Below are 19,481 nucleotides of genomic sequence, written 5' to 3' on the forward strand. Positions count from 1 at the left end.
AACGATTAAACCGTTGTTCCCCTGTAAAATACAGGTTAACAACGGCTGCTTAGAAAGTCTTTTTTATGTGTGTCTACTTGACAGGGTTAAGACCAAAGTTAACAGTCTTTTTACTCCTTTAATGAAATAAAACATTCGTTACATTTGTAGATGTTTACTTTTACGTCGCATAAACAACACGACACAAAGTACAACAATAGAGTATAAAAGTGTTCCATATGGATAAATGAACGGGAACATAATGGATGGAAAACCTTGCATAATATTCGAATGATAACCCATTCCAGATAAAGCCGTTCCAGAGAAGTTGACGACCTCAACGCCCAGTGGTGAATGACCTCGGTGTTTATATTCTAAAATTTCTTCATTAATCTTCCCATCTTTGCTGACGGTAATGATTTTCCATTTGTTTCGACGATTCGTGGCATCATCATCTGATAACCTTTGCACAATTTTGATTTTTTCCGTTTTAGTTTTATGGTCTTTTACAGTGACAACTCCAAGCCATTTTTTGTATCTTACTGCATCTACATTTTGTTGGAAATAAGTGTAGGCATTGATTATATTTGGCTTTGAAATTTCCTTTTGATTGACAAAGATATGCATTTTGACCAGTTCTTTTTTCTTAATTTCATGGTTGACGTTTTCGTAATCAGATAATTTAACCGTTTTCCCCATTTTCTCTTCCTTAAATGCAATGGTATTTTTCCCGTAATGAATAGTAGGATTTATCAATTGCCCATTTTCATCACTTGGAAATAAACTATCTAATTCATATCGTTTTGTCATCTCATTGCCAATTGAAACTTCTCGAATTTCATTGAATATTGGTACGACCGACAGTAAAAATAAGAGACAGCCTGTTATTGTAAGAAACGTTAATTTTGGCATTTTTTTCTCCTGAAAATAATTATTTTATCAGATATAATTCGACAGGAATTACCGAAATCCTTGTACAACTATACTGTCATTATATTGAATAAATTCAAATTAAATTTAGAAGATTAACTTTGATTGGCGAATTTGTTGGTTTGTTGAATAGTGTTCACAAAGACTGGTACTAACAAAAACTTCTTTAATATTAGATGCTGATGCGTCAAATCCCATCATATCGAGAAATTGAAACCATGCCAAATAATTATCAAGATATTTTGTCGCTACACCTTTAAATCGGTCAATTCAATGACTCAATCTCGCATGGTAACCATTAACGTTTTGAATATGATAAATCCCCTTGATAACATGACCTGTTTTAGATGTATTAATCCGATAATGTTCCATCCTTTTATCTTTCGCATAGGTCATATATGCTCGCCAAGCATCCGTACATAAAATCTTATCTGAGTCTAATAAATGACCAATCGTTTCTTCAACTTTAGATTTTACAATTCGTCCGATACAAGTTACTTTAGAAACAGTTTGTTTCGGTCACGAGCAACCAATACACAAACTTGCTCACGGCTAATGCCTCGGAACTTTGATACTCCACCACGTTTACGACCTTTACGACCAGATATACGTTTACAACCTTTTTCTGAGTAAAGGAAATAGGTCTCGTCCATTTCGACGATACCATCAAATCCATCAATTTCAATTTCTTTTAGTGCATTTAAAATTTTGTGTCGCCAATAGAAGAGTGTGACCCATTTAATTTCTAATATTTGTTCACATTTTCGAAGTGAACACCCTTCAAACATTCGTTTGATAAACTCTGCCCAATATTTAGATTAATATGTTCCATGCTGCGACATAAAACGAAAATGGTAAATTTACAATTTCTGTTTTATTATCGATTACTGCAGATATTCCTGTTTTACCTTGTACTGTTGATTTATCTAATCTACCTATGAGTCCATCACCATTTAAATAAAAAAATACGATATTAGCCGTTATGAATAAAGAACTAACAAAAACCGTTAATTAAATAAAAAATCAACAATCAGCTTAAACAGAGCAAAATAAAAAATAATGCTTATTTTGAATCTTCTTTCCACAAGCGTTCATAAACAAATTCCTTATTCTTAAACTTCAATTGAAACACGTCAGGATTACTTAAGCTTTTCCAATTCTCAAACCCAAACTCGTCGTTAAAATGCTTAAAAATTAAAGACATTAAATTTCCATGCGTTACAATAATCGTGCTTTGATGTTCACTACTGATGATCTTGTCAATAACACTTATTGCACGATTCGTAGCTTCTTGACTTGATTCTCCTCCATCAAACTTCAATTCCATATCTTCAAATGTTGTTTTTAATTTTTCTAGCCAATCTGGTAAATCTCGTGAACTTAGCTTGCGTTCAGATAAACGTTCATCGATTACGATATCGATTTTCTTTTCTTTACTTGTAGGTTCGATTGATTGAGTTGCACGAGAAAAAGGACTGGAGATTATTTGATCAATCTTTATCTTTGAGAAAAATTTGGCTAAATCTTTTGCCTGTTGAATTCCTCTTTCTGTTAGTTCAGCCCCAATAGGTTGCCCTTTTGCTTCGCAGTGCCTAATTATATAAATTTCTTTTTCCATTTAGTTACACCTACTACCCGCTTCGATTAACAATTCTGCCTGTCTAATGCTTTCTTTTAAGTATATGGGGGCTTTAGGATGTGCAAAAATTTCGTCTGAAGTTAACCACAATATTGATTCGACTTCTTCAGGACATTTGGCAAAAGCTTCACCCGAATCATATTCGCAAACAAATACTATATCGATCACATGCTCCCCTTTATCTGTTACAAATGAAGTATTTCGAACGTATTTCATTTCGTCTTTAATTTCTAATCCGACTTCCTCCATCAATTCACGTTTAATGGTTCTTTCTAATATATCTGATGAATTCCCTTCCAATTCTACTTTGCCACCAACAAGTGAAAGTAATCCTCCTGCATGTTCCTCTTTTTTACTTCTTTCGATAATTAACCATTTTCCATTTTTTTGAATTGCACCTTCTACATTAACTATGAACATAATTTCCACCTTAATTATTTAATAATTTTAAAAATAATGTAATTCAGTTTATTATAACATTCCAATTCCAACAAAAAAGTTGGAGTTAACTAACTCCAACCGATTTAAAGAAATATGCACTCAAAAATTAATCCTGCAAATATTTTATTTAATTCTTTTTACTAATGGATGATTTTCACTAAATTGTATTAAGTCCCATAAATTCCCATATAAATCTTTAAATACAGCAACCGTACCATAATCTTGTTCCTTAGGTTCTCTTACAAACTCAATTCCTATTGAAATCATTTCGTTATAATCTCTCCGGAAATCATCTGTACCTAAAAATAGAAAAACTCTCCCACCAGCTTGATTGCCGATGAATGGCTCTTGTTCAGTTTTAGATGCTTTTGCTAGTAAAATAGTTGTTCCATTTGAACCAGGTGGAGAAATTACTACCCATCTTTTATCTTGTTCAGGTTGATACGTATCCTCAATTAAATTAAAGTGTAATTTCTTTGTATAAAACTCGATTGCTTCATCATAATCTTTTACGACAAGAGCAATATGAACAATTGATTGGATCATTTTCTTAACTCCTAACTTGAATTATATTAATAAAATCTAGAGCGATTTTTATTCATCTGACAACTGATCAAGATTAAAAATATGTAAAGGGCTGGTGATGTACGTTGATTGAAGCCTTGATTATGATTTTATTCGGAATACTATTTTCTCTTCTAGGATGGGTCTTTAACAACAATAATGACTCATACAGCTTAGAAGCAGGATTACTTTTTTGGATCATCGGTTTTATTATTGAAACACTCGGTATTCTTTCATTATTTAGCCATAAATTTTTCGTCTTTATTTATCATATCTTCTTTCATTAATTATTGAATTTGAATGAACTTGTACATCAAGTTCATTTTAAACTAATCCGACAACATAATAAATAGATGCTGACATTAAACTCTGATTTATAATTATCCTCTATGAAAATAGTTTTTTTACAAAACAAAAAGACTGTCGAAACAGTCTTTTTATTATTCATTTAATTTAGAAGCAAAAATCGGAATGAATATGATTGTAATAAACACTAACAACAAAACAATTAACTCATTTTTCCATCTAAAATCATTGTCGCCATCATTTATATGTTTTTTTGTAAATTCATCAAATGATTTCGATGAGACAAGATTACTTGAATTCAGGATTTCACCTGTTTTTTCATCCAGTAAAAAAGTATTATAATTTGCAGTTTTAAAGAAATCATCTCTTACTGTGTTGTATTTTACAGCAATCGCCATTGCTTTCTCGTCTGTCGTTTGGCCTTTAATCGTTACATTCAATTCCTTTTGTTCGACGATCGAAGTTGAATTTTTAACATAATAATTAACTTCCTTACGATTTTGTTTCTCTATTTGATCTAAATAGCGAGATGCTGCATTTGATGTTGATACACTCGATAAAAACAACAAAAAGAAACAAACGAAGCAAAATGCAATTCTTTTCAGGTTACATCCCCCCAGCTCTATTTAAATCTTCTAAATTATATTCAAAAGATTTTAAAATAGTCCTAGTGAGAATTTCTAGTTTGTCACTTTAATAAAGACATTGCTTTCCCCTTCTTTTACCAACTCTATAATTTTTCTGCATAATTTTTTATGTATGTATTTCTTTTCCATAATAACCGTTCCATATATGATTTTAAAAACAGTATATCCGCCAACTTGCCTAGTGCTCCCATTGGTGAAGTGTACTCGAATACATCCGTCATCAAGGTACCACCATATTTTAATTCAAATACGTGTTCATGCCTAAACCTTTTAAATGCTCCACTAACCATTTCATCTACAAAACTATTTGGTGGATCAAACTCTGTAATAATTGATGTTAACTGTTGGCGAATGCCGAAATGAGTAGCTTCCCATGTAACCGATTCTCCTAGTTCAATTAAGCCACTTATTCGTCCTTTAACTGCTTTTTCATTTGTATGAGATGTTGATTCCATATGAATATCAATATTTCGCGCTAAATTAAAACATAATTCAATTGGAGCATTAATTAACATGGATACTTTTATGATCGGCATTAGGCACACTCCTATATACGACTGAACTTCTTCCATTGTATTAATAGTTTATTTCTACTACTCTTACATAAGCCCTTTTCAATTAAACTACACTCAGAGGTTATAAAAAAAAGACTGCAATAACAGTCCATTAGTTCCATATAAATCAAATGTTAAATAGATTAATTATATTTTTAATGTTATATACTTTTTATAAATTTAGCCGGATTACCTGCCACTACTGTATTAGCAGGAACATCCTTCGTAACTACAGAACCAGCAGCGACGATTGAATTATCCCCAATCGTGATACCAGGTAAAATAGTGCAACTTCCCCCAATCCACACATCATCACCAATCCTAATCGGTATCGCATAACCACTTTTATTACGATCCTTTGGTTCAATGGAATGGCCAGCTGTATAGATTCCGACATTCGGGCCGATCATGCAGTTTTTTCCTATTCTCACTTCTGCCATATCTAAAATTGTACAGTTAAAACCGGCATAGAAATTATCACCTACATGAATGTTATATCCTAAATCACAATGAAAGTTATGTTCAATACTCAGATTTTCCCCTACAGTCCCAAACAGCTCTTTTATGATTTTTTCTTTTCTTTCGAACGATTCTACACTAATGCTATTAAACTCTTGAACAAGCTTATGGGCACGAATATTTTTCATTTTTAATTTTTCTGTTCCACGTTTATAATAAATTTTCTCTCTATTCTCCATTATATATGCCTCCTTTTTAATCATTCATTTCTTTCCACTAAAAATCATCGCATTTCCTAATACTTTTTTATTTAATAGAAGCTTTGGCAATTTCATCTCATTATTAAGTGTATTGCTGTTCAATACAGATACACCATGTTTCTTTAAATCATTTAATAGCTCTTTTTCATTACCAAATATTTTTTCATCCATAAATAAATCTAAGAAAACAAATTTCCCACCAGATTTTAATACTCTTAATGCCTCTTTCATTACATCCGTTTTATTACTTCGATCCTTTACTTCATGAAATGTAGACAACTTACAATTAGATCGAATTCATCGTCAATAAAAGGGAGCTTTGAGGCACTTGCTTTCTGAAAATCGATTTGGTTTGCGACACCTTCTATTTCTGCATTTTGTTGGCATTGTACTTTTGAATATTCCCAATTACCACCCCAATAATCAATTCCAGTTAAAGTGGACTTAGGAAAAGCTTTTGCGAGTTTAATAATCAGAGAACCGCTACCCGTTCCAATATCTAAAATTTTTCCATTTCCATCCCAAATTACTTTCGACACAATTAAATCATGTATTTTTGATTGATAGTTCCCTCCGTTCTCTGCAAATTGATAGATCGAATAGGAGAGTATAGATGTTATATAAATAAAAGGCAGTGCTAAAATTCCTGAGAGGATTCGCACGTATGTATTGATCGGTAATAGTGCTATTAAAAGTAGAACGAGTGAAATTACTAAGAATATAATCAGTTTATACATTCGGATCCACGTTTGATATTTTGTTTTTGATTTCACGAGTTCACCTACCTTAAAGTTTTTTTATTCATTATACATCTACTAACGTATATCAGTAATTCCTTTTTAAGCTAAACTTTGAGAATATTTTATAATAATAAAAAACCTCTAATGCAAAATGCATTAGAGGTTTTTCAAGTAAGTATTAAACCGTAACTAATTCTTTCTCTTTACTTCCAATTTTCGTAATGATATCACGAGCGATCCAAACGCCACATGCACTTGCTTGAGCTAAACCACGAGTTACGCCAGCTCCGTCACCACCTAGATATAATCCAGAGATTTCGCTTTCAAAGTGTTCATTTAATTTTGGACGAGCTGAGTAGAATTTTGCTTCTACGCCGTAGAAAAGTGTATGTTCTGCAGCGATACCTGGTGTAACAAGATTTAATGCTTCAACCATTTCAATTAAACTTTTCATTGTATTGTATGGTAAGACTAAACCTAAGTCTCCTGGCACTGCTTCTTTTAATGTTGGTTCTAAAAATCCTTCTTTAATACGTTTTTCAGTTGAACGGCGACCTCTTATGATATCTCCGTATTTTTGTACAATTACGCCACCATGTGAAAGCATGTTTGCAAGGCGTGAAACTTCATGTGCATATTCATTTGGTTTATCAAATGGTTCTGCGAATTGATGTGATACTAATAATGCAAAGTTTGTGTTTGGACTTCCTAATTTAGGGTCTTTATAAGCGTGACCATTAGCAGTCATAATACCAGAATGGTTTTCAACTACTACATGTCCAGATGGATTACTACAGAATGTTCTGACTTTAGTACCCACGCTAGTATTAAATACGAATTTACCTTCGTATAAGTGCTTGTTTATTTCTTCCATAACAACATTTGAAGTTTCTACACGTACACCAATATCTACTTGGTTCGTTGACATTTTTAAACGACGTTTTTTCATCACATCAGTTAACCATTTTGAGCCATCACGACCTGGTACAATGACAACTTTCTCAGCTTGTAATTCTTCACCATTTTTTAATTTAATTCCTTTAACGCTATGAGTACCATCAACTTTTTCAGTTAATAAGTCCTCTACTTCAGTTTTATATCTCATTTCAATTTTCGTTTTTAAATATTCATATATACTTTTTAGAATTTCTAAGTTTTGCTCAGTTCCTAAATGACGAACTTGTGCACGTAATAATTTTAGTCCCGCAGCATAACCACGGCGTTCAATATCTCTTACTTCTTCAGTTAATGGATCAGTGATCGATTCAGTTGCTCCATGTTGTAGATTAATTTCATCAACGTATTTTATTAATTCTACTACATGTGAGTCTGATAAGTAATCTGTCATCCATCCACCAAATTCACTTGTAATATTAAATTTTCCATCTGAATATGCTCCAGCACCACCAAAACCATTTGTAATTGAACATGCTGGTAAGCATCCTGAAAATTCTTTTTTACCTGCAGCAGGTGGACATTTTTCAATTTTCTTTTGTAAAATCGGGCAATGTCTTGCGAATATATCATGTCCTTTATCAACAAGTAATACTTTAGCATTCGGCATTTTTAAAGTTAATTCATAGCAAGTAAAGATTCCAGCAGGTCCTGCTCCAACAACGATTACATCATACATTTATATTTACCCCCAAAAGGTTTAAGTTATTTCATTTATTCAACCTAAGATAGAATACCATCAATATGAAAGGGTTTCAAGTAAAAATACGAACAATCTCATTATTTTTATAAAAAATTATTCGTTTATTATTACAAGTGAAACCTTTTCATTATCTTGAATCAATAGTCAACTGGTTTTTTTGTCCAAAATTAGACAATTCAAATTTAAAAATCAATTGATATTAAACATAGTATTTCATCTCATTTAAAGTAAAGTTTAACGTTTGAAATAGAAAAATAACAAATCGGATAGAAACACAATTTGATGAACTTGAATAGTTATATAAATAATAGATTTTTCATATTGGAGTTGGAATAGATGCTAGAAGAAAATTTCAAGGAAAAGGAAGGTAAAGACCAAGAACAGAAAACTAATATAGATGATGACAGTTTACAAGTAAGTCTTGAAAGACAAATTGTGGCTGCCTCATGGGTTAAAGCAGTTGCACAATTGTATGAAACGATTACATTATCAAAATTATATTCAATCGACAAAGATCCAATCTTTCAAGGGAAAAGAGATATCATTTCGGGAATGTGGATTGGTACAGCTGGTCAATTATCCGTAGCTTTTTTCGTTTCTAAGCAATTGTTCACTTCAGATAAAATAAATTTACTTGATTTACAAAGAAAAATTGTGCTTTCTGACTCAATTCAAATAGTTGGTAACGCATTGGCACTTATTGGTGCAGCTGAAGTAATTCAAGAGGAAATTGGTGATGGGGAAATATTCCTTTCATAGTCACATCTATATGAAACTAAAATGCATTTAACTCTTAATTAAAAAAGTGCAATATCAAAAAAACATGTATAAATCCCACAAGAAACCTTGTGGGATTTTGTGTATCATCTTAGATGAAATCCGTTCAATGGTCGAAAAAACCGAACGAAAATTAGTTGGAACGAGAAGAATATACGTCCAAATAATATTATATCAACGAGATTTAATGATTTATCAACGAGATTAAATGATTTATCAACGAGTAATCGTCATTTATCAACGAGATTAATGATTTATCAACGAGTAATCGTCATTTATCAACGAGATTAAATGATTTATCAACGAGTAATCGTCATTTATCAACGAGATTAATGATTTATCAACGAGTAAACGTCATTTATCAACGAGTAAACGTCATTTATCAACGAAGTTCACAGCTTTATCAATATTGTTCAATTTGTGTTCGCTTTTTGAATTAATTATTAGATTTCCCCGTGCCAAGTACTGTTTGTTTTTCTCTTGCTCCTGCATTTAACGCTTTTCGGAAACTTGCAATTAAGTCTTCAAGATCCTCTAATCCAACAGATACTCGAATTAGTGTATCTTTAACACCTAATCTTTCACGTACATCAACAGGTATTGCTGCATGAGACATCTTAACAGGATATGAAACAATTGTCTCTACTCCACCAAGCGAAACAGCAACTGCTACATTTTCGACTGTTTGAAGAAATTTCGTCGTTTGTTCAATTGTTTTTAATGTAAATGAAAGGACTGCTCCTGCTCCGGAAGCCTGCTCAAAATGAATATCGTGACCAGGATGGTTTTTTAATCCTGGGTAATAGACATCCTCAACTTCTTCTTGTTCTAAAAGCCAATTCGCTAATTTTGAAGCAGTTTGTTCATACGCATCCATACGAACCTTTAGTGTCTTTAATCCTCTAAGTGTTAGCCAACAGTCTTGCGGGCCTAAAATTGCACCGAATGAATTTTGGATTGTGTATAATTCTTGTGCAAGTTCTTCAGAATTTACAACTGCTAAGCCTCCGATTACATCGCTATGGCCTGCAATAAATTTTGTTGCGCTATGAACTACAATATCTGCACCTAGGTCTAGTGGTTTTTGTAAATATGGTGATAAAAAGCTATTATCTACAATTACTAGAATGTCATTTTCTTTCGCAAGTTTAATTGCACCTCTTAAGTCAGTAATTTTCAAAAGTGGGTTAGATGGGGTCTCTAAATAAAGTCCCTTTGTATTTGGCTTTATTCCTGCTTCAATCTCCTGTAAATTTGAAGCGTCTACAAATGTGAATTCGATACCAAAACGATTTAATACTTTCGTCGCTATTCTGAAAGTCCCTCCGTAAACATCTTCGCAAATAACAATATGATCTCCTGCTGAGAACAGTGATAAAACAGATGAAATAGCAGCCATCCCTGATGAGAACGCAAAGCCGCGCACACCGTTTTCTAATTTTGCAATTGTATTTTCTAATGCTTCTCTTGTTGGGTTCCCACTTCTTGCGTAGTCATATTTCCCAAAATTCTCAATATCAAATTGGTGAAATGTTGAAGTCTGATAGATAGGAATACTTAATGCACCTGTCGTCGGATCCACTTCATTTCCATTATGAATTAATTTAGTTCCAAATTTCAATTTTATCACCCCAATGCATTTTCTAAATCATTTAATAAATCATCGATATGTTCAATTCCTACTGATAATCGTAATGTATGGTCATCTAGACCAAGTTTTCTTTTAAATTCCTCAGGCATTTCAGAATGTGTTTGAGTATGAGGATACGTTATTAGCGATTCAACTCCACCTAAACTTTCTGCAAATGTAATGACGTTTACACTTCCTAAAACTTGTTCAACTAAACTTAAATCTTTTACTTTAAATGAAATCATTGCCCCAAATCCTGTTGCTTGTTCTTTAATAATTGAATAACCTTTATGTGTTGGTAGTCCTACATAGTACACTTCAGTAACATTCGGATGATTTTCTAAATACTTTGCAAGTACAATCGCATTTTTTTGACTATATTCCATACGTAAGTGCAATGTTTTTATTCCTCTTAAAATTAACCAAGAGTCAAATGGAGCTAAAGTTGCACCCGTTGATTTTTGATAGTAGCGTATACGCTCATTCGTAGATTCTGAGTTTGTCACAACAAAGCCAGCAAGTGTATCATTATGACCACCTAAATACTTCGTTCCACTGTGAACAACAACATCTGCGCCTAGTTCGATTGGTTTGAAGAAATAAGGTGTTAAAAATGTATTATCGACAATCACTAGAATATCTCGTTCTTTTGCAATCTCAACAACTCTTTTTAAATCTGTCACTTTCATCATTGGATTTGAAGGTGTTTCAATAAAAATTCCTTTTGTGTTCGGTTTAAGCGAAGCCAGAATTTCTTCAATTTCAGTTGTATCAATAAAATTATGCTCAATTCCATACGGCGAATAGATTTCTTCAAACAGACGATATGTACCACCGTATAAATCATCTGACACAATCACGTGATCTCCTTTTTTAAATAAACTTAATACTGCTGTAACGGCTGCATTACCAGTTGCAAATGCAACACCAAAATTTGCGTTTTCTAATTTTGCCACAGTATTTTCTACTTCTTCACGAGTTGGGTTTTGTAATCTTGCATAATCATATCCAGTCGATTGGTTTAACCCTGCATGCTTAAATGTTGCAGATTGGTAAATTGGATAACTGATTGCACCAGTTAATGGATCATATCCTTTACTTCCATGTACAGCAATTGTTTCGATTGATTTTTCCTTCGTATTTAAAGCTACTTTTGTCTTAGTCATTATTAAATCCCCCATTTTAGTCAAAATAAAAAACCACTTCCTAAAAAATAAGAAGTGGTTATGTCTCGATAACATATCGCTCTTATCTTCCAGGCTATATACCTGCAGGATTTAGCACTTTCTAGTTTTCACTAGAGTTGCCGGGTTTCGTCGGGCCAGTCCCTCCACCGCTCTTGATAAGATTATTTAATTATATTGATTAGTATATTAAAAACTCTGATAATTATCAATTGTTTTTTTCGAATTATTTAATTATTAATATTTCATTTCCATTCTGCAGGTAGTAAATTTTGATAAAGTGCACTCTTATATCGATCATCAATTAGTAACAAAGTCCCTTTATCCGTTTCTGATCGGATAACTCTTCCACCTGCTTGCATGACTTTATTCATCCCGGGAAAGACATATGCATAATAATACCCATTTTTCCCAACCGAATTAAAATGATCTTTTAAAATATTTCTTTCTAAACAGATTTGTGGCAATCCTACACCGATTACTACGACACCATTTAATCGATCGCCCTTTAAATCGATCCCCTCGGAGAAAATTCCACCTAATACAGCAAATCCAACTAAAGTCTTCTCATTAAGACTATTAAATTGTAATAGAAAATCTTCTCTATCAAATTCTGACATACCATTTTCTTGAACAATTGTTCTAATAGTCGGATACTTAGTTTGAAATAATTCGATACTTTGAATGAGATATTGATAAGAAGGATAGAAAACTAAATAATTTCCTTTACTTTTCGAAATTTCTTTATAAATCGTATCGATTAATCTTTCTAAATTTTTTACACGGTCTTGATATCGGGTTGATAAAGAGTCAATGGTTACTTGAAGTTGTTCTTTACTAAAAGGCGGATCAATCGTAATCGTATAATCACGATCTTGATCGCCAAGCATATCTTGAAAATATTGTACTGGCGTTAAGGTTGCTGAGAAATAAATAGTAGAGCGAAATTTTTTTATAACATCGTTTACTACTTTAAATGGATCAAGGCAAAATAGTTTTACGTGAACCTCACTTTTATAAAGCTCATAGTAGCAAATATACTGTTCATCAAAAAACTCTGCGATTTTAACAAAGTTGAGTGATTCAAAATACGTATCTAGTAGAATTTGTTTATTTTCATCCTCGTCCAATTCCTGCAATTTAATTTCTGCTATTTCATTAAATTTGTGAAGAAGCTCAATTAATTCCTCATCAAATTCCTTTGATACAGGAGCTACAGTATCCTTCCAAATTTTTCTTAATTCTATAAATCGCTTATTAATGACATTTACAGATTCATATAAATCATCTTTAATACTTTTATATCTATTTTTCAACTCTAAAAATTTAGATTTAAAAATACTTGCAGAATACATCTCTCTCGCACGATCTACAAGATTATGAGCCTCGTCAATCAATAATACCGAACTACGTTTATGCTCATCGAATAACCGTTTTAATGATACTCTAGGATCGAAAATATAATTAACATCACAAATAATGGCATCTGAAGAATTTAATAAATCTAACGAATATTCAAATGGACAGACTGTATGTTTTCGGGCATATTCTTCAATTTTCTCTCGTGTAAAAGCCGTTTCAGACGAAAGAATATCAAGCACAGCCCCATTTATCCGATCATAGTATCCATTAGCAAATTCACAATATTCTTTTTGACAAATCGTCTCTTCTTTAAAACAAATTTTATCTTTTGCCGTAATCGTTGTGCATGATATACATAATCCTTGATCTGTCATTCGCTTAAACGCTTCTTCAGCAACAGTCCTAGTAATCGTTTTCGATGTTAAGTAAAACATTCGATTTATACGATCCTCACCCATACTTTTAACAGTCGGAAAAATAGTTGAAACAGTTTTACCAATTCCCGTTGGAGCGATAGCAAACAAATTATTACTTTCTTGGATTGTTTGATATACAGCTCCAGCTAGTTTCCTTTGTCCTTTTCGAAATGAAGGAAATGGAAAACTTAAATCTTTAATCGTTTGATTACGTAATTCAATATGATCATACTTCCATTTTGCAAAAGGATAATAGCTCTCTAACATCTTATACAGATAATTAGTTAAATCATTTTTTGTAAACAAAAGATAAAAGCTCATTTTTTGTTCCGTTAAAATATTCACGTAAGTAAGCTTGATGGTGATCTGTTCAAGTTGCAATTCTTCACAAATAAAATACCCATATACTTTTGCTTGAGCCCAATGAACCGGATAAGAATTTTCATTTATTTCATTCAAATCCTTCATTGTTGATTTAATTTCTTCTATTATGTATTGATCATCATTTAATAATAATCCGTCACATCTACCTTCAATTTGAAATTCCAATTGTTTATATGGGACAGTTCCAGAAATATGTCGTTCTTTTACATCAGATTCTCCGTATTCACTTTGAATTTTTTGATGTGCCTTCGTTCCTTCGATTAATGAAACCGAACTTTTATATGTTAAATCAATACTTCCCGCTGTATGAGCATACTCAACTAGCGAACGTACTGAAACTTTTATACAATTTTCCAATTGAGCACCCCCATTTTTGTTCATTTTACCATATTTCGGATTACTTGATTAGGTAGTAGTACTTTAAAATAAAAAAGTTCAAGTTAGGTAAATAACTTGAACTTACAGATTGTTAAAATATAAAATAGTCAAAATATTACTAAGCGATCTATTTGATGGTAAATTTCTTTTGATGATATTATTTATTTGTCTTAATAGATAATTTGTTTGTGGAATACTATCAAACTTTAGAAATGGCTCTGTTCTAAATATAAATTATTGGGATGCTAATAATTTGTAAACAATTTCATTTATTAGATTATAACTAGACGATTTACTGTAGCAAAATAAGCGTGTATATAAATTTTATATTTCTCTAAGTTAAGGGTATTTATAAGAGTCTTCGATGCATGCTTTTTTATTTTGAAGAAGTTGATTGGAACGAAAGGGTGCTCGACTCCTATGGGAAATGCGGGAAGCCTGAGACCCCACAGGCACAGCCGAGGAGGCTCAGGTCTCGCCCCATGGAAAGCGAGCATCCTGTAGTGGAAATCAACATCATATCGCTTCATTTACATTGAAAAATATTGTTGAAAATAACTTGATCTTTTAGTGTTTATAAATAATAATATCAAAAAGCCAACAATCATTAACAATACAAAACTTCAATATTATATTTTCGATAAAATTGCAATAACTTCTCCATATCATCTTTTATTGCTTCTAACGGCACTATAATCGCCTTCATACTTGTAACATAAATATAAAAGTATTTCTTCGTTCCTTTTACTTCAACGATATGATCCCACTTTATTTCGTGAACACTTGATTGTGTAATTTCTTTAATGCCATTCTCATCAACTTTAAGGGAATGCTCGCCGAATAATGATTCGTTACTTTTATTATTTAGAAGTTTCATCATTTTATTTTTACTTGATCTGTAATATAAATTAGGAAAATAAACGTAAATAACAATCGCTACTAACGAAAAGGCAAGTAAATAACCGATTATAGGTTGCTTTAGTAGAAAAGAAATTAGAAATGGAATTACTAAATAAATTAAACTTACAGCAATTCGATTATTAGTTAATGATTTTTGGACAGTTTTTGAGTTTTTCAATTCATGTAAATTAAATTCAATATAATCATCCAAATTTATTTCATAATTAAGTTTCATACTTTACCTCCATTTTCTAATTAATATTTAATTACTAATATTCTAACATTAGTAAAACACAGAAAATATAGATATTTCATCTACAAATATTAAGATGACTTTTCAAGATTCATAGAATTAATTCTTATATTAAGAGTTCGTAATAATTCATTGCAAAAGTTCTATTATAACTTTCATAAAGAAACTTGTCTTAAAGTAATTAAGCCTAAATGAACGTCAACTTATAATAAAAAAGGTAGATTCAACTTATATAAGCTGAATCTACCCTTATTCGTTAAACGACTAATGCGACCCTCAATTTATACAAAACAATTTATTAAGCTCCATCATTAATAAAGCTATATTGTGCCATGTATAAATTATAATAATGACCTTTTAATCTTAATAATTCTTCATGTGTTCCACTTTCTTCAACGTTACCATTACCAATTACCATGATTTTGTCACAGTCACGGATTGTCGATAAGCGGTGGGCAATTACAAATGAAGTACGCCCCTCTAATAGCTTCTCGATTCCGTTTTGGACTAATTTTTCCGTATGTGTATCGATATTAGACGTTGCCTCATCTAAGATTAAAATACGTGGATTAGCAAGTAACGCACGTGCAAAAGAGATTAATTGTCTTTGACCTAATGAAAGTCTTGAGCCCCTCTCATTAACATCCGTATCATAACCATCCTCCATTTTAATGATAAAATCATGTGCATGGACTGCTTTTGCTGCAGCGATTACTTCTTCATCTGTTGCATTCAATTTACCATATCGAATGTTTTCCATGATTGAAGTTGAGAATAAGAACGTGTCTTGTAGCATGATTCCCATTTGACTTCTATAAGATTCTAAATCTACTTTTTTAATATCTTTTCCATCAACTAAAATTCTACCTTTAGTCGGGTCATAAAAACGGCTTATTAGGGAAACAATTGTCGTTTTACCTGCACCAGTTGCACCAACTAAGGCAATTTTTTCACCCGGATTTATTGTAAAATTTACATTTTTTAATACTGTAGAATTTTCATCATAACCAAACGTTACATTATCAAATCGAATTTCTCCATTAATCCGTTCGATTGCTGGTGCATTTTCTTCACTAATTATTTCAGGATCAATATCCATAATGTCAAAAATGCGGTCAGCTGCGGAGAAGTTTGATATTAATGTATTATAAAAATTTGATAAGTTCATAATTGGGCGCCAGAACATACCAATATACATAGAAAATGCGATTAATGTACCCACTTCTATTTCTTGCGTAGTTACAAGCTTATACCCTGCATAAAAAACAATTACCGTACCAACACCCCAAGATAGCTCAACTAATGGCCAAAAGAAATCATTCATTTTTACTGCTTTCATGAATGAACCCATTAATTCGGAAACCTTCTCTTTAAAGTCTTTTTCTTTATCTTTTTCTTTCGCAAAAGACTGTACAACTTTTATACCTGAAAAATCTTCATGTATAAATGCAATTAGATTTGAACGTTTCTTTCGATAATCGTCCCATCTTTTACGTGCTCGTGTTTCAATATAAAACATAGCAGCTGCCAAAAATGGGAGAATAGATACAGATGCGAGTGCTAGTTTAACATTTAGTACAAACATTACAACAGTAACACAGACTAAGCTTAATAATTCTGGTATTAACGTTTGAATACTTTGGTTGAATAAATTTTGAAGCGCACTTATATCCCCCATTACACGAGCCAAAATTTTCCCAACCGGACGGTTATCAAAAAATGTAAAAGACAATTTTTGAATATGTGTGTACAGCTCGTGACGAATATTTACTAAAATATTGTTCGTAACTGAACTGATCAATGTCCAGCGAGTTTTAGAAGCGATCATAGCTAGGAAATTCAGCGCTAATAATATTGCCCCGATTATTAAGAGACCTTTTACATCATGGTTTTTAATATTTGTATCGATTGCTATCTTTAATAAATACGGGTTTAAAATACCTACTACCATTACAAATAGCATTAAACAAATAACGGTAAAGGTTTTTAGTTTATAAGGTTTTAAATACGTCCCGAGCCTAAAAATCAGCTCGGTTTTACTACGGTTTAGCTGGTCTTCATCGCGATTAATTGTATTTTGCGCCATTAGATCACCCCACTTTCGACTGTTTCAAAATCTTTGAATTGTTCTTCATACACTTCAAAGTATTTTCCTTTTTTATCAAGTAATTGCTTATGATTTCCTTTTTCAACTATTTCTCCATTTTCAACAAATAATATTAAATCGGCATTTTTCACCGCTGAAATTCGGTGTGCAATAATAAATGTTGTACTATGTGAGAATCGTCTATTTAAGTTGTGTAATAATTCATACTCCGTTTCCATATCTAACGCAGAAGTTGCATCATCTAAAATTAGAATTGGAGCTTTACGCAATAAGGCACGTGCAATTGAAATACGTTGTTTTTGTCCTCCAGATAAACCAATACCTCGTTCACCAATTTCGGTATTGAATCCATCTTCCAACTCTTCGATAAAGTCTAGACAACAAGCAATTCGGCATGCATCGCGGATTTCATCCATAGTAGCTTCAGGATTTCCTAGTTTAATATTATTTTCAATCGTATCTGAGAATAGGAATGTATCCTGTGAAACTAGAGACATATTTTGACGTAAAGAAGTTAAATTAAAATCTTTAACATTAACACCATCTACTAAAACTTCCCCACTTGCCACATCGTATGAGCGACCTATTAAATGAAGAATTGAAGATTTCCCTGCGCCAGTCGTCCCCATAATTGCTACTTTACTACCACTTGGAATATATAGATTAATATCTTTTAAGACAATTTCATCGTTGTATTTAAAGTTAACATTTTTATATTCCACTGAACCGTCAACAAGATTTGGCGTATATGCCCCCTCTTTATTCTCGATTGCTGTTTTACGATCTAAAATATCAAAAATCTTTTTCGCAGAAGCTTGGTTTTTAGAAAGTACATCCGTTAACCAACCTAACATTCTCATCGGCCAAATTAAGTTCCAAATGTATCCACTAAACGCAACAAGTTCACCTAATGTCATGCTTTCTTGCAAAACAAAATATCCACCAATAATGATCATCGCTACAAGTGCAATATTTGTTAAAAATTCAATATTAGGAAAATATTTTCGCATTGTTTTAGCCTGAGCCATATTTAAATCATAGTAACCACGATTCATTTTTAAAAATTTCAACGTCTCGTGCTTTTCTCTAGCAAACGCTTTAACTAATCTTACACCTGCAATATTTTGTTGTGCTGTTGTATTAATTTCAGCAGTATGGTCACTTATTTTTCCGTAACCTTTATTTAATAAGCGATTTAATCGTGTACCCATATATCCAATTGGAATCATAATTGCTAAACAAATTAGAGCTAATTTCCAATTAATCACAAATAAGATAATTGTACTGAGAGTAAAATAAATAATATTTTCAACAAATAATCTTAGTCCAAATGCAATTGTTTGCCATATATTTTCCACATCTTCATTAATCCTTGAAAGTAATTCACCAGTATTCATTGAGTCAAAATACTTAAACTCAAAGCTTTGAATATGCTTGAACATATCATTTTTAATATCTTCATGTACTTTCGAGCTTACTAAATCATACAGATACTCTTTTACATAACCAAAAATAGATTTAATAATTGTGACACCAATAATCCCCCCAATTACTGGAAGAACGACTGATGCTTTTCCTTTTGTAATTCCATCATCAATTAAAATCATTTGTAAATACGGAATTAAATGATCTACACCAATAACCAAAACCATAGAAATTGAACCAATAATAAATGATAGCTTATGTCTATAGACATATTTTAATATTCGAGACAATGTTTTACCTCCTTTGTATCAATCAACCTATCTCTACGCAACCCTCCACTTTTTTGACAACAAAAAACCATGGGATAATTTTCCATACCCCATGGCCATAAAGAAACGTTTCGACCAAAAACAAACAAAATAGTTCGTTCTTTTTTGGCACAAAAAAGCCATGGGGAATATAAACCCATGGCTAAATCGTCAATTGAAA

Annotated in this window: 15 protein-coding genes, 2 pseudogenes and 1 riboswitch; of the genes and pseudogenes, 1 reads left to right on the forward strand and 16 read right to left on the reverse strand. The window is 32.1% G+C overall.

Annotated elements, in window-relative coordinates; genetic code table 11:
• Positions 1–138: 138 nt before the first annotated feature.
• From ACFCYN_RS07005 to ACFCYN_RS07050, 10 genes and pseudogenes are all read right to left on the reverse strand, one after another.
• Positions 139–891, reverse strand: a complete 753-nt coding sequence (locus tag ACFCYN_RS07005; protein WP_375948387.1) for a hypothetical protein — start codon at positions 889–891, stop codon at positions 139–141.
• A 105-nt stretch (positions 892–996) separates the two neighbouring features.
• A pseudogene (locus tag ACFCYN_RS07010) lies at positions 997–1,718 on the reverse strand (IS1595 family transposase); the annotation flags it as partial.
• A 254-nt stretch (positions 1,719–1,972) separates the two neighbouring features.
• Complete coding sequence (locus ACFCYN_RS07015; protein WP_375948389.1) at positions 1,973–2,527, reverse strand: histidine phosphatase family protein; 555 nt, start codon at positions 2,525–2,527, stop codon at positions 1,973–1,975.
• Positions 2,528–2,968: an NUDIX hydrolase gene (locus ACFCYN_RS07020; RefSeq protein WP_375948391.1), complete on the reverse strand. Its 441-nt coding sequence runs from the start codon at positions 2,966–2,968 to the stop codon at positions 2,528–2,530.
• A 144-nt stretch (positions 2,969–3,112) separates the two neighbouring features.
• Entirely contained in the window at positions 3,113–3,535 is a 423-nt protein-coding gene (locus ACFCYN_RS07025) for a VOC family protein (RefSeq protein WP_375948393.1), read from the reverse strand.
• A gap of 458 nt (positions 3,536–3,993) precedes the next feature.
• Positions 3,994–4,428, reverse strand: coding sequence for a hypothetical protein (locus ACFCYN_RS07030; RefSeq protein WP_172445121.1), 435 nt, complete (start codon positions 4,426–4,428; stop codon positions 3,994–3,996).
• Positions 4,429–4,589: 161 nt separating this feature from the next.
• Entirely contained in the window at positions 4,590–5,042 is a 453-nt protein-coding gene (locus ACFCYN_RS07035; RefSeq protein WP_375948395.1) for an SRPBCC family protein, read from the reverse strand.
• Between the two features lie 179 nt (positions 5,043–5,221).
• Positions 5,222–5,758: a sugar O-acetyltransferase gene (locus ACFCYN_RS07040; RefSeq protein ID WP_375948397.1), complete on the reverse strand. Its 537-nt coding sequence runs from the start codon at positions 5,756–5,758 to the stop codon at positions 5,222–5,224.
• Positions 5,759–5,782: 24 nt separating this feature from the next.
• Positions 5,783–6,516, reverse strand: a pseudogene (locus ACFCYN_RS07045) (class I SAM-dependent methyltransferase).
• Between the two features lie 181 nt (positions 6,517–6,697).
• Entirely contained in the window at positions 6,698–8,152 is a 1,455-nt protein-coding gene (locus ACFCYN_RS07050; RefSeq protein WP_375948399.1) for an NAD(P)/FAD-dependent oxidoreductase, read from the reverse strand.
• Between the two features lie 360 nt (positions 8,153–8,512).
• Here ACFCYN_RS07050 and ACFCYN_RS07055 point away from each other — a divergent pair, with 360 nt between their 5' ends.
• Positions 8,513–8,935, forward strand: coding sequence for a hypothetical protein (locus tag ACFCYN_RS07055; RefSeq protein ID WP_172445126.1), 423 nt, complete (start codon positions 8,513–8,515; stop codon positions 8,933–8,935).
• 454 nt (positions 8,936–9,389) lie between these two features.
• Here ACFCYN_RS07055 and ACFCYN_RS07060 read toward each other — a convergent pair whose 3' ends face one another.
• The 6 genes from ACFCYN_RS07060 to ACFCYN_RS07085 all read right to left on the reverse strand — a co-directional run bounded on the left by ACFCYN_RS07060 (position 9,390) and on the right by ACFCYN_RS07085 (position 19,282).
• Complete coding sequence (locus tag ACFCYN_RS07060) at positions 9,390–10,574, reverse strand: trans-sulfuration enzyme family protein (protein WP_375948401.1); 1,185 nt, start codon at positions 10,572–10,574, stop codon at positions 9,390–9,392.
• A 5-nt stretch (positions 10,575–10,579) separates the two neighbouring features.
• Positions 10,580–11,749 (reverse strand): trans-sulfuration enzyme family protein, encoded by a 1,170-nt coding sequence (locus ACFCYN_RS07065; RefSeq protein WP_172445129.1) that lies wholly within the window; start codon positions 11,747–11,749, stop codon positions 10,580–10,582.
• 79 nt (positions 11,750–11,828) lie between these two features.
• A riboswitch (SAM riboswitch) is annotated at positions 11,829–11,932 on the reverse strand.
• A gap of 80 nt (positions 11,933–12,012) precedes the next feature.
• A complete protein-coding gene (locus ACFCYN_RS07070) occupies positions 12,013–14,286 on the reverse strand; it encodes an ATP-dependent DNA helicase (protein ID WP_375948403.1) in 2,274 nt (757 codons plus the stop codon).
• A gap of 628 nt (positions 14,287–14,914) precedes the next feature.
• Positions 14,915–15,442: a YcxB family protein gene (locus ACFCYN_RS07075; protein WP_375948405.1), complete on the reverse strand. Its 528-nt coding sequence runs from the start codon at positions 15,440–15,442 to the stop codon at positions 14,915–14,917.
• Between the two features lie 316 nt (positions 15,443–15,758).
• Entirely contained in the window at positions 15,759–17,546 is a 1,788-nt protein-coding gene (locus ACFCYN_RS07080) for an ABC transporter ATP-binding protein (RefSeq protein WP_172445132.1), read from the reverse strand.
• Positions 17,546–19,282 carry an ABC transporter ATP-binding protein gene (locus ACFCYN_RS07085; RefSeq protein ID WP_375948406.1) on the reverse strand — a complete coding sequence of 579 codons (1,737 nt, stop codon included), beginning with the start codon at positions 19,280–19,282 and terminating at the stop codon, positions 17,546–17,548. Before ACFCYN_RS07085 ends, ACFCYN_RS07080 begins: the two co-directional genes overlap by 1 nt.
• Between the last annotated feature and the right edge of the window lie 199 nt (positions 19,283–19,481).

The organism is Gottfriedia sp. NPDC056225 (genome assembly GCF_042267765.1).
Lineage (GTDB): Bacteria > Bacillota > Bacilli > Bacillales > Bacillaceae_G > Gottfriedia.

Bases quoted from the DNA above. Each gene is read 5' to 3' on its own strand.
- ACFCYN_RS07050 (WP_375948399.1), bottom strand. From the start codon at position 8,152: ATGTATGATGTAATCGTTGTTGGAGCAGGACCTGCTGGAATCTTTACT.
- ACFCYN_RS07040 (WP_375948397.1), bottom strand. From the start codon at position 5,758: ATGGAGAATAGAGAGAAAATTTATTATAAACGTGGAACAGAAAAATTA.
- ACFCYN_RS07020 (WP_375948391.1), bottom strand. From the start codon at position 2,968: ATGTTCATAGTTAATGTAGAAGGTGCAATTCAAAAAAATGGAAAATGG.
- ACFCYN_RS07055 (WP_172445126.1), top strand. From the start codon at position 8,513: ATGCTAGAAGAAAATTTCAAGGAAAAGGAAGGTAAAGACCAAGAACAG.
- ACFCYN_RS07080 (WP_172445132.1), bottom strand. From the start codon at position 17,546: ATGGCGCAAAATACAATTAATCGCGATGAAGACCAGCTAAACCGTAGT.
- ACFCYN_RS07005 (WP_375948387.1), bottom strand. From the start codon at position 891: ATGCCAAAATTAACGTTTCTTACAATAACAGGCTGTCTCTTATTTTTA.
- ACFCYN_RS07025 (WP_375948393.1), bottom strand. From the start codon at position 3,535: ATGATCCAATCAATTGTTCATATTGCTCTTGTCGTAAAAGATTATGAT.
- ACFCYN_RS07065 (WP_172445129.1), bottom strand. From the start codon at position 11,749: ATGACTAAGACAAAAGTAGCTTTAAATACGAAGGAAAAATCAATCGAA.
- ACFCYN_RS07075 (WP_375948405.1), bottom strand. From the start codon at position 15,442: ATGAAACTTAATTATGAAATAAATTTGGATGATTATATTGAATTTAAT.
- ACFCYN_RS07035 (WP_375948395.1), bottom strand. From the start codon at position 5,042: ATGCCGATCATAAAAGTATCCATGTTAATTAATGCTCCAATTGAATTA.
- ACFCYN_RS07015 (WP_375948389.1), bottom strand. From the start codon at position 2,527: ATGGAAAAAGAAATTTATATAATTAGGCACTGCGAAGCAAAAGGGCAA.